Here is a 12,020-nt window from a genome sequence, read left to right on the forward strand (position 1 = left end):
AAATTTACTATTACTCACCACCTAAAAGAGGTGGGAGTCTTCTCGACTGAGATAAAAAAGTCAACCGGGATGGCATAAAAACCGTCCTGAATATAAATAAGGGGTAAAAACATATGGATATTCGTTATTCCGCAAATCAAAGAGACGTAAAACGCTACACAACCGAAGAACTTCGGGATGAGTTCCTGATTCAGGATCTCTACCATCCGGATGAGGTGGTATCCGTATACTCCCACGTGGACCGCATGGTGACATTGGGATGTATGCCGGTGAAAGAACATGTCTCCATTGAAAAGGGGATCGACTGCTGGAAAAATTTCGGTACCCACTATTTCCTTGAGCGCCGCGAGATCGGAATCTTCAATATCGGAGGTGCCGGATCCATCACAGCGGACGGAATGGAGTACCGCCTTGGCTATAAAGACTGCCTGTACATCACAAAAGGCACAAAGGCAGTGATCTTTTCCAGTGACAGTGAGGAGACTCCGGCAAAATTTTACATGGTGAGTGCGCCGGCCCACACGTCCTACGAGACAAAGCTGATCACCTTGAAGGATGCCGCAAAGCGCCCGCTGGGTGATGCCAATACTTCCAATAAGAGAGTCATCAACCAGTTCATTCATCCGGATGTGCTGAAAACATGCCAGCTTTCCATGGGAATGACAGCGCTGGAGCCGGGCAGTGTCTGGAACAGCATGCCGTGCCACACCCACGAGCGCCGTATGGAGATCTACATGTACTTTGAAGTTCCGGAGAATCAGGTAGTCATGCACTTTATGGGTGAGCCGACGGAGACGAGACATATCGTCATGAAAAACGAGGAAGCTGTGATCAGCCCGTCCTGGAGCATCCACTGCGGAGCGGGAACCTCCAACTACACCTTTATCTGGGCTATGGGAGGAGAGAATCAGGAGTTCGACGATATGGACAACATCGCTCCGACGGACCTAAAGTAAGATATCGCAGAGACTGATAAAAAACTGATATAAAACAGGAAAGGTAAGGATCAAAATGGACAAGAAGAACATGTTTTCCCTGGAAGGAAAGATCGCTCTCGTGACAGGAGGCGCCCACGGAATCGGCTTTGCCATCGCGGAGAGTTATGCGGAAGCCGGCGCAACGGTTGTATTTAACTGCAGCAGCGAGGCATCCTTAGAGCGCGGACTTGCCGCATACAAAGAGAAAGGGATCGATGCTCACGGTTATGTCTGCGATGTTACGGACGAGGAAGCGGTAAAGAAAATGATCGCGGATATCGAGGAGAAGATCGGAACGGTCGATATTCTTGTAAACAATGCGGGAATGATCAAAAGAATTCCGATGCATGAGATGAGCGCGGATGAGTTCCGCAAGGTTGTCGATGTTGACCTGAATGCTCCGTTCATCATGGCAAAAGCTGTCCTTCCGGGCATGATGAAAAAGAAAGCCGGAAAGATCATCAACATCTGCTCCATGATGTCTGAACTCGGAAGAGAGACCGTATCCGCATACGCAGCGGCAAAGGGCGGTTTGAAGATGCTCACAAAGAACATCGCCTCCGAGTACGGCGAGTACAACATCCAGTGCAACGGCATCGGACCGGGCTACATCGCCACATCCCAGACAGCTCCGTTAAGAGAGCGTCAGGCTGACGGTTCCCGCCATCCGTTCGATCAGTTTATCATCGCGAAGACACCGGCAGCAAGATGGGGCACCGTGGAAGACCTCAAGGGACCGGCGGTGTTCCTCGCGTCCGAGGCTTCTGACTTTGTAAATGGACACATCCTCTATGTGGACGGAGGTATCCTCGCTTATATCGGAAAACAGCCGTAAAGGCAGAAAAAAGATTTTGTCGTTACAGTTCAGCCATGCGCTGGTTTGAATGAGGAAGTGTGTTGCAAGCTTGCTTGCATAAGCACTTTTTCATCCAAATCAGCATATGGTGGAACCACCAAGCTTCTTGTTTTCATGAATATGAAAACAAGAAGATGTAATGGCTGAACTGTAACATTTCGTCATATAAAGACATAAGTACTGCTTGTCTTTATGTGACCTGAAATTAGTATATTTGATAAATTTTTTCGGGCGGCTTTGTTGACATTTTTGCAGAAAGCTGATATACTCAAATTACGATATTGTGAAAAATGCATAGAAACAGGCGCAAGACGGGTACATTTTTGAGATGTGCCCGTATGCGCTGAGGAAAATGTGGAATGCATTCCACAATACGAAATAACTAACCAACAAAAGTTTCTTAAGTGAAACGAAACGAAGGAGGTGCGGTAAGTATATGTGGACAGGCGGTATGACCTTTGCGGATTCGATCATCATTTCACTTGTTGGACTGTTAGTCGTATTCTCGGCACTTGCAGTGCTCGCAATCGCGGTTATCATTATCTCTAAGGTCATCGGTACATTATTTAAGGAGAGTGCGCCAAAGGCAGCTGCGGCAGTTGCAGCACCGGCTCCGGCTATCGATGAGGAATCCTATGCAGTGCTTCTCGCGGCAGTCAGTGAGGAAGCAAGATTGTCTGGAGAGCAGTTCCGTGTAACAAGTATCAAAGAACTGTAAAAAACAAAAAACCTAAAACGCAGAAAAAGGAAAGGATGTAGTAAATAACATGAAATACGTTGCAACATTAAACGGAAAAAAGTATGAAGTTGAGATCGAGAGAGTAGACGAGTACAGACCGCTTGACAGAGGCGCACAGGCTAGCGCACCGGCTCCGATCCTCGCAGCAGCACCGGCACCGAAGGCAGCTCCGGCACCGGCAGCAGCACCGGCACCAGCTCCAGCACCGGCACCGGCTCCAGCACCGGCAGCAGCTCCGGCAGCAGCAGGCGGACAGACAGTAGAGGCTCCGATGCCAGGTAAGATCCTTGACATCAAAGTTAAAGTTGGTGACGCAGTTGGTTATGGTCAGTGTGTAATCGTTATGGAAGCAATGAAGATGGAGACAGAGATCGTAGCTCCGGCAGCAGGAACTGTTGCATCCATCAACGTAAGCACAGGCGATTCCGTTGAGACAGGTGCAGTTCTGGTTACCTTAAACTAAGCAGGAGGTGCCACACGTGAATATACTTTCAGTTTTCGCGGAGCTGCTCGCCCAGTCAGGTTTCGCCGCAATCACCTGGCAGCAGTGCGTAATGCTCCTTGTATCCTTCGTTTTATTATATCTTGCAATCAAGAAGCAGTTTGAGCCGCTCCTTCTGCTCCCGATCGCATTCGGTATGTTCCTTGCGAACCTTCCGCTTGCAGGTCTTATGAATGAGGCAGATCACTGGTATCAGTCCGGTGTGTTAAGAATTATGTACATGGGCGTTAAGTCCAGCTTATTCCCGTGCCTGATCTTCATGGCAGTCGGCGCGATGACAGACTTCGGTCCGTTGATCGCGAACCCGGTCAGCCTTCTTCTCGGTGCAGCCGCTCAGTTCGGTATCTATGTTGCATTTACACTCGCAAATGCAACCGGACTTTTCACACCGGGTGAGTGTGCAGCGATCGGTATCATCGGCGGTGCTGATGGCCCGACCGCGATCTATATCGCAAATAACCTGGCTCCGGATCTTGTAGCTCCGATCGCCGTAGCCGCGTATTCCTACATGGCTCTGATCCCGCTGATCCAGCCGCCGATCATGAAGCTTCTTACAACAAAGAAAGAGCGTCAGATCGTTATGAAGCAGTTAAGAAAAGTCAGCAAAGTCGAGAAGGTTGTATTCCCGGTATTCGTTGTTCTGTTCTGCTCCCTGCTTCTTCCGTCCGTAGCACCGCTTCTTGGTATGCTGATGCTCGGTAACCTGTTCCGTGAGTCCGGTGTTACCGGAAGACTTTCCGATACCGCACAGAACGCACTCTGCAACATCGTTACGATCATGCTCGGCACAACCGTAGGCGCTACAGCAAACGGAGAGATCTTCCTCCGTGTCCAGACACTGGCTATCATTGCAATGGGTCTTCTTGCTTTCGCGTTTGCGACAGTCGGAGGTATCCTGCTTGGTAAAGTCCTGTGTGCGATCACAGGCGGCAAGATCAACCCACTGATCGGTTCTGCAGGTGTATCTGCCGTTCCGATGGCAGCTCGTGTATCCCAGACGGTTGGTGCTAAGGAAAATCCGACCAACTTCCTTCTGATGCACGCTATGGGTCCGAACGTGGCAGGTGTTATCGGTTCTGCAGTAGCAGCCGGTTACTTCATGCTGATGTTCAAGGCCTGATCGAACCCCTTCGAAACGGAACCAGAAGTTGAAATTCATTCCGTATCGTGGTATATTTTTACAGGAATTAAAAGCAGTTCAGGCCTGTCTGAGGAGAACAGGCAGGCCTTTTAACTGCAAATATAAATAAAGGAGGCTTTATTGTGGCTAATAAAGTTATGTCATTACACGATGCCGTAGAGAAGTATGTACATGATAACGATGTACTCTGCCTCGGCGGATTTACAACAAACCGTAAACCGTACGCTGCTGTTTACGAGATCCTTCGTCAGGGTAAAACTGGTTTTGTAGGCTGGTCCGGTCCGGCAGGCGGAGACTGGGACTCCTTAATCGGTGAGGGTCGTGTAAGAGCTTACATCAACTGCTACACAGCAAACTCTGGTTATACAAACGTTGCACGTCGTTTCCGTGCCGCAATCGAGAAAGGTGAGCTTACATATGAGGACTACTCCCAGGACGTTCTTATGTTACAGCTTCACGCAGCTTCCCTTGGTCTTCCGTACCTCCCGGTAAGAATGATGCAGGGCTCCGGTCTTGTTAAATTCTGGGGTATCAGCGAAGAGAAGAGAAAAACAATGGAAGGCGTTGACAACTTAAAGTGCGTAGATATCGAGAACCCGTTTGAGCCGGGCGAGAAGCTTCTTGCTGTTCCGGTTCCGAAGCTTGACTGCGCGATCATCCATGTACAGCAGGCATCTCCGGATGGAACCTGTATCATCGAGGGTGATGAGTTCCACGATGTTGATATCGCAATCGCTGCAAAGCGTACGATCGTTACCTGCGAGGAGATCGTAAGTGATGAATATATCCGCCGTGATCCGACAAAGACAAGAATCTTCGGCGAGTGCGTAGACGCTGTCGTTCGTACTCCGTACGGTGCATGGCCGGCACAGTGCTATGGCTACTATGATGATGATGATAAGGGACTTAAGGAGTACGATAAGGCTTCCAAGTACCTTGACGCTGAAGATGCAAAGGCACAGCTCGCAAAGGCTGCTGCAAAGGCTGAGAAGGCTGCTGCTGCGAAACCGGAAGACGAGAAGCTTGCAAAGGCTGCAGAAGTTGCAAAACAGGCTGCAGAGGATGCTGCTAACGGCACAAAGATTCCGGAGACCTTCAAGGATTACCTCCAGAAATACGTATACGGCTGCAAGGATCAGGATGATCTTCTTAATGTCCTTGGCGGCGCTCGCCTCATGAACCTTAAGAATGAGCCGCATCTTGGCTATTCTACCAGACACTAATTGAGGGAGGGAAATTCAAAAATGGCTGATTATACAAAGTATACAAAGCAGGAAATGCAGGCTTATGCCATCGCAAAAAATATTAAAGAAAACCAGATCGTTATCGTTGGTACTGGTCTTCCGTTAATCGGTGCTTCCCTTGCGAAGCGTGTGGTTTGCCCGAGCTGCCACCCGATCGTAGAGAGCGGACTTATGGACTGCTCACCGGTAGAGGTACCGCGTTCCGTAGGTGATAACCGTTTCATGGCTCACTGTGCAGTACAGTGGCCGAACGTTCGTTTCGTAGGCTTCGAGGCGAATGAGTGGCTTCATGACGCTGACCGTATGATCGCTTTCATCGGCGGCGCTCAGATCGACCCGTATGGTAACGTAAACTCCACATGTATCTTCGGTAAAGGCGACTATGTTCAGCCGACCACACGTTTCACAGGTTCCGGCGGAGCTAACGGTATCGCTACATTCTGTAACACAATCATCATGATGCAGCACCAGAAGAGAAGATTCATGGAGCATGTTGACTACATCACAAGCTGTGGCTGGATGGACGGCCCTGGCGGACGTGAGAGAGCAGGTCTTCCGGGCAACCGTGGACCGCAGATGGTAGTTACAGATCTTGGTATCATGAAGTTCGACGAAGAGACCAAGAGAATGTACCTTGCTTACTACTATCCATTCTCCTCTCCGGAAATGGTTCAGGAGAACACAGGTTTCGAGATCGATACCACAAGAGCTCAGCTTATGGAAGGTCCGGATCCGGAGATCATCCGCGTAATTCGTGAAGAGATCGACCCAGGTCAGGCATTCATCAAAGTTCCGAAGGAAACAAAGTAATCGAAACTGATTTAAAGTAAAATCATAAATGCCGCGGTCAGCGGCTGGCAAAATCCGCTGACCGCAGCGATCGCGTATATAAGGAGGAAGAACATGGGCTACTTTTCCATGCCGAAATATTTCCAGAACATGCCTACCGTTGGTAAGGCATTAGTTAATCCGAATGCGGAAAACGAGACAGAGATCAAAGAGATCGAGAAGCAGATCCACGACAAAGTTACTGAGATCCTTGCTGCTGGTATCACAACAGAAGAGAAGTTAAACGAGCGTGGTCAGTTATCCGCAATGCAGCGTATCAATGCTCTTGTAGATGAAGGAACCTTCTGCCCGTTAAACAGCCTTTTCAACCCGAACGACAATAAGATGGGTTCCACAAACATCATCAACGGTCTCGGATGTGTAAACGGCAAATGGGTTTACATCATCGCTTCTGATAACAAGAAGATGGCTGGTACATGGGAACCGGGACAGGCAGAGAACCTGATCCGCTGCTCCGATGCTGCTAAGATGTTAAATCTTCCGTTAATCTACTTATTAAACTGCGCAGGCGTAGACTTCCCGTATCAGGATCAGGTTTACCCGAACAGACGCGGCGGCGGTACTCCGTTCTTCCGTAACGCTGAGTTAAACCAGTTAGGCATTCCGGTAATCGTAGGCATCTACGGTACAAACCCGGCCGGCGGCGGATACCACAGCATTTCCCCGACAATCCTGATCGCACACAGCCAGGCTAACATGGCAGTCGGCGGTGCTGGTATTCTTTCCGGTATGAACCCGAAGGGATATATCGACGAGGAAGCTGCTGAGCAGATCGTTGCTGCCCAGATCGAGAACAGCAAGAAGCACGTTCCGGCTCCGGGCTCCGTTCCGATCCACTATGACGAGACAGGATTCTTCCGTGAGGTTTACGAGAACGACTACGGCGTAATCGAGGGCATCAAGAAGTACATCAGCTACCTTCCGGCATACAACCTCGAGTTCTTCCGTGTTGATGATCCACAGAGACCGTGTCTTCCGGCAGAAGATCTTTACAGCATCATCCCGATGAACGGAAAACGTCCGTATGACATTTACGACGTAATCGGCCGTCTCTTCGATGGTTCTCAGTTATATGAGTACAAGAAGGGCTATGGTCCGGAGATGGTAACAGGTCTTGCAAAGGTTAACGGACTTTTAGTTGGTGTGATCGCGAATACTCAGGGTCTTCTTATGAATTATCCGGAGTACAAGCAGAACTCCGTTGGTATCGGCGGAAAGCTGTACCGTCAGGGTCTCATCAAGATGAACGAGTTCGTAACCTTATGTGCCCGTGACCGTATTCCGCTGATCTGGTTACAGGATACAACAGGTATCGATGTAGGCGACGAAGCAGAGAAGGCTGAATTACTTGGTTTAGGTCAGTCCCTGATCTACTCCATCGAGAACTCCAAGCTTCCGTCTCTCGAAATTACTCTTCGTAAAGCAAGCGCTGCTGCTCACTATGTACTTGGTGGACCGCAGGGTAACAATACAAACGTATACTCCCTTGGTACAGCTGCATGTGAGTACTATGTAATGCCGGGTGAAACCGCTGCAAACGCTATGTACTCCAGAAAGCTTGTTAAGGCAAGCAAGGCAGGAGAGGATCTTGCTCCGATCATCAAGAAGATGAACGATATGATCCAGCTGTATCATGATAAGTCCCGTCCGGCATACTGCGCTAAGGTTGGTATGGTAGATGAGATCGTTGACATGACAGATATCCGTCCGTACATTCAGGCATTTACAGAGGCTGCTTACCAGAATCCGAAGTCTATCTGCCCGATGCACCAGATGGTAACACCGCGTGCAATTCGCGAGTGGAATGACGCTCACAAGGCTTGATTTTGACTGAAGGATAGAGTAAAATGATATGTATCCAGGCCGGGGGAGTCTTTCTCTGGCCTGGATATACTGGTATAACAAAGCCAGTTTCATTTTACATTTTCAGTATACCCGGAGGTTATTATGAGTGCAATTTACACCCTGGGAATTGACGTTGGATCCACGGCTTCCAAATGCATTATGCTTAAGGATGGCCAGGAGATCGTAGCGAAATCCCTGATCGATGTAGGTGCAGGTACCAGCGGCCCCCAGCGCGCGATCGACGCAGTGCTGGAAAACGCAGGCATGAAAAAAGAGGATGTGGCTTTTACCCTGGCAACAGGTTATGGCCGTAATTCCTTAATGAATTTTGCAGACAAACAGATGAGTGAGTTATCCTGCCACGCAAGGGGAGCTTACTTCCTGTTCCCTGACGTTCATACCGTCATTGATATCGGCGGTCAGGACGTTAAGGTCCTTCATATTGATAACGGTGCAATGACCAATTTCCAGATGAACGATAAGTGCGCTGCCGGAACCGGAAGATTTCTGGATGTTATGGCAGGCGTTCTTGAGGTTAAGGTCCAGGATCTGGGACATCTTGATTCCCTGTCCAAGAAGAGAGTGGAGATCAGCTCCACATGTACCGTGTTTGCGGAGAGTGAGGTTATCAGCCAGCTGTCGATGGGAACCGATAAGTGCGATATTATCGCGGGTATCCACCGCTCCGTGGCTCACCGTGTCACTGGACTCGCCCATAGGATCGGAGTTGTTCCGGCACTCGTTATGACTGGCGGAGTTGCTCAGAACGAGGGTGTAGTCAAGGCTCTTCAGAATGAGCTTGGTTGTGAGATCCACAGATCTCCTCTGACACAGTATAACGGTGCGCTTGGTGCAGCTTTATATGCATATCAGGCAGCAAGCCGCCGCGCATAATCATTATTAGTTTATGCAGATCTATGGCTGTAAATAACATAAGCAGCCATGTTTGATAAGAAATGGAGGATATTTATTATGGCAAAGCAGGTTAGCCCTGGTGTTCTTGCGCTGCGTAAAGTCGTAGATGACGTTCATAAAGACGCGCGCGAAGCCAAAAAGAGAGGCGAGTTAGTTGGTTGGTCTTCTTCCAAATTCCCGTGCGAGCTCGCAGCAGCATTTGATTTAAACGTTATGTACCCGGAGAACCAGGCAGCTGGTATCGCAGCAAACCGTTACGGTGAGCTTATGTGCCAGGCAGCTGAGGATATGGGTTACGATAACGATATCTGCGGTTATGCACGTATCAGCCTTGCATATGCAGCTGGTGTCCGTGTTGCTCGTAAGTTTGACCCGGAGACAGGTGAATACATCATCGATCCGAGCACAGGTAAGCCGTTAAAGGACGCAGACGGAAACGTAGTGATCGATGAGGCAACTGGCAAGCCGAAGAAAGATCCGAAGACTCAGACTCCGTATCTTGAGCTTGTAAACCTTCTTGAGCTTGAAAAGCTTCCGGATGGACCGGATAAAGAGCGCCGTATTGCAGCGATCTCCCCGATCCGTCAGATGCAGATCCCGCAGCCGGATTTCGTTCTCTGCTGCAACAACATCTGTAACTGTATGACAAAGTGGTATGAGAACATCGCCCGTATGTGCAATGTTCCGCTTATCATGATCGATATCCCGTACAACAACACTGTAGAAGTTGCTGATCAGAATGTTCGCTATGTTCGTGGACAGTTTGATAAGGCAATCAAACAGTTAGAGGAACTCACAGGCAAGAAGTTCGACGAGAAGAAGTTCGAGCATGCATGTGAGAACGCAAACCGTACAGCAAAGGCATGGTTAAAAGTCTGTGATTACTTACAGTATAAACCGGCTCCGTACAGTGGTTTCGACCTGTTCAACCATATGGCTGACGTTGTAACCGCACGTGCAAGAGTTGAGGCTGCTGCGGCATTTGAGCAGTTAGCAAAAGACCTTGACGAGACGATCGCTAAGGGCGAGACAACAACTCCGTTCCCGGAGAAATACCGTGTAATGTTCGAGGGTATTCCGTGCTGGCCGAAGCTTCCGGCACTGTTCAAACCGTTAAAGGCTAACGGCGTCAACGTAACAGCAGTTGTATACGCACCGGCATTCGGTTTCGTATATAATGGTCTGGATGAGATGGCACGTGCTTACTACAAAGCACCGAACTCTGTATGTATCGAGCAGGGTGTTGCATGGCGTGAAGGCATCTGCCGTGACAACAAGGTAGATGGCGTTCTCGTTCACTACAACAGAAGCTGTAAGCCGTGGTCCGGTTACATGGCAGAGATGCAGCGCCGCTTCACAAAGGATCTTGGTATTCCGTGCGCAGGATTCGATGGTGACCAGGCTGACCCGCGTAACTTCAATGCCGCTCAGTACGAGACTAGAGTACAGGGTCTTGTTGAGGCTATGGAAGCAAACATCCAGGCAAAGGAGGCTAAATAGACCATGAGTATCAACGCATTATTAGACGAATTTAAGGTAAAAGCTGCAACTCCGAAACAGCAGCTTGCTGAATATAAAGCACAGGGCAAGAAGGTCATCGGCGTTCTCCCGTACTACGCTCCGGAAGAGCTTGTATATGCTGCAGGCATGGTTCCGATGGGAATCTGGGGCTCCAACAACAAGACGATCAGCCGTGCAAAAGAGTACTGTGCAACATTCTACTGCACAATCGCTCAGCTCGCACTTGAGATGCTCCTTGACGGAACAATGGATCAGTTAGACGGAATCATCACACCAACAATCTGTGATACATTACGTCCGATGAGCCAGAACTTCCGTGTTGCTATGGGCGACAAGATGAAAGTTATCTTCCTTGCTCATCCGCAGAACCGTTTCGAAGAGTTCGGACTTAAGTTCTGTGAGGAGGAGTACGCAAACGTTAAGGCTGATCTCGAGGAAGTATGTGGCCACGAGATCACCAACGATGCGATCCTTGACGCAATTAAGGTTTACAACAAGAGCCGTGCAGCCCGCCGTGAGTTCGTAAAACTCGCTAACGAGCACTGCGACGTTGTAACTCCTACAAAGCGTTCCGCAGTATTAAAGGCATTCTTCTTCATGGAGAAACCGGAATACACTGCAAAACTTGAAGAGTTAAACAAAGAGCTCGCAGCTCTTCCGGTATGTGACTGGAAGGGAACAAAGGTTGTTACATCCGGTATCATCGTAGACAACCCGAAGCTTCTTGAAATCTTCGAGAACAACAACATCGCGATCGCAGCTGATGATGTTGCTCATGAGAGCCGTTCCTTCCGTACAGATGTTCCGGAGGACGAGCAGGATGCTCTTAGAGCTCTTGCAAAACAGTTTGCAAACATGGATTACGATATCCTTCTTTATGATCCGCAGTCTTCCAAGAACCGCCGCGGCGAGTTCGTAGCTGACATGGTTAAGAAGAGCGGCGCTCAGGGTCTTGTACTCTTCATGCAGCAGTTCTGCGATCCGGAGGAGATGGAGTATCCGTACCTCAAGAAAGCTCTCGACAACGCAGGTATCCCGCACATCAAGCTTGGTGTTGACCAGCAGATGAGAGACTTCGGACAGGCTGCAACTGCTATCGAGGCATTTGCGGATGTTCTTGAGATGAGAAAGTAAATAATTCATAATAAATAGGGGCAGGCGTTCCTGTTTCTTAGTGTTCACGCGGAGTCAGGCGAAAAACCGCCGTACCGAACATGATTTCCTTTCGGGAAGATCGTGGAGGTGCGGCGGTTTTTTTGTTGTGGGAAGATGGTGCTTCATAATGGCTCCGGGTACGCGCAGGACCGTCTCCGGCCCCGGGTACTGGTGGATTCCAGAGACGGTTCCTCTAAGCTCCCGGAAGAATGCTAAGGGCGGAGAGCAGGGGACACAACTCGCCTGCGGCTCAAACAAGTGTCCCCTGTTCTCCAA

Annotated in this window: 11 protein-coding genes; all 11 read left to right on the plus strand. The window is 49.4% G+C overall.

Going from position 1 to position 12,020, the window contains the following annotated elements:
• Positions 1-113: 113 nt before the first annotated feature.
• The 11 genes from kduI (at position 114) to hgdB (ending at position 11,723) form a co-directional block, all read left to right on the plus strand.
• Positions 114-956: a 5-dehydro-4-deoxy-D-glucuronate isomerase gene (kduI, locus tag DWY93_RS02535; protein ID WP_117469412.1), complete on the plus strand. Its 843-nt coding sequence runs from the start codon at positions 114-116 to the stop codon at positions 954-956.
• A 55-nt stretch (positions 957-1,011) separates the two neighbouring features.
• The gene (locus DWY93_RS02540) at positions 1,012-1,812 is read left to right on the plus strand and encodes a gluconate 5-dehydrogenase (protein WP_015554204.1); all 801 of its coding nucleotides are present in this window, start codon (positions 1,012-1,014) and stop codon (positions 1,810-1,812) included.
• 457 nt (positions 1,813-2,269) lie between these two features.
• On the plus strand, positions 2,270-2,551 hold the full coding sequence (locus DWY93_RS02545; RefSeq protein ID WP_015554205.1) for an OadG family protein: 282 nt from the start codon (positions 2,270-2,272) through the stop codon (positions 2,549-2,551).
• A gap of 49 nt (positions 2,552-2,600) precedes the next feature.
• Complete coding sequence (locus DWY93_RS02550) at positions 2,601-3,035, plus strand: acetyl-CoA carboxylase biotin carboxyl carrier protein subunit (protein WP_117469413.1); 435 nt, start codon at positions 2,601-2,603, stop codon at positions 3,033-3,035.
• A 16-nt stretch (positions 3,036-3,051) separates the two neighbouring features.
• Positions 3,052-4,194, plus strand: a complete 1,143-nt coding sequence (locus tag DWY93_RS02555) for a sodium ion-translocating decarboxylase subunit beta (RefSeq protein WP_117469414.1) — start codon at positions 3,052-3,054, stop codon at positions 4,192-4,194.
• Between the two features lie 143 nt (positions 4,195-4,337).
• Positions 4,338-5,438: a CoA-transferase gene (locus DWY93_RS02560; RefSeq protein WP_345941818.1), complete on the plus strand. Its 1,101-nt coding sequence runs from the start codon at positions 4,338-4,340 to the stop codon at positions 5,436-5,438.
• Between the two features lie 21 nt (positions 5,439-5,459).
• The gene (gctB, locus tag DWY93_RS02565) at positions 5,460-6,269 is read left to right on the plus strand and encodes a glutaconate CoA-transferase subunit B (RefSeq protein ID WP_021904092.1); all 810 of its coding nucleotides are present in this window, start codon (positions 5,460-5,462) and stop codon (positions 6,267-6,269) included.
• Positions 6,270-6,362: 93 nt separating this feature from the next.
• Positions 6,363-8,132, plus strand: coding sequence for a carboxyl transferase domain-containing protein (locus DWY93_RS02570; protein ID WP_117469416.1), 1,770 nt, complete (start codon positions 6,363-6,365; stop codon positions 8,130-8,132).
• Between the two features lie 123 nt (positions 8,133-8,255).
• Complete coding sequence (hgdC, locus tag DWY93_RS02575) at positions 8,256-9,047, plus strand: (R)-2-hydroxyglutaryl-CoA dehydratase activase HgdC (protein WP_021904090.1); 792 nt, start codon at positions 8,256-8,258, stop codon at positions 9,045-9,047.
• 78 nt (positions 9,048-9,125) lie between these two features.
• On the plus strand, positions 9,126-10,568 hold the full coding sequence (gene hgdA, locus DWY93_RS02580) for a (R)-2-hydroxyglutaryl-CoA dehydratase subunit alpha (RefSeq protein ID WP_117469417.1): 1,443 nt from the start codon (positions 9,126-9,128) through the stop codon (positions 10,566-10,568).
• A gap of 3 nt (positions 10,569-10,571) precedes the next feature.
• Positions 10,572-11,723 (plus strand): (R)-2-hydroxyglutaryl-CoA dehydratase subunit beta, encoded by a 1,152-nt coding sequence (hgdB, locus tag DWY93_RS02585; protein ID WP_021904088.1) that lies wholly within the window; start codon positions 10,572-10,574, stop codon positions 11,721-11,723.
• The last annotated feature ends 297 nt before the right edge of the window (positions 11,724-12,020 follow it).

Origin of the sequence: Clostridium sp. AF28-12 (assembly GCF_003435225.1) — a bacterium.
Lineage (GTDB): Bacteria > Bacillota > Clostridia > Lachnospirales > Lachnospiraceae > Pilosibacter > Pilosibacter fragilis.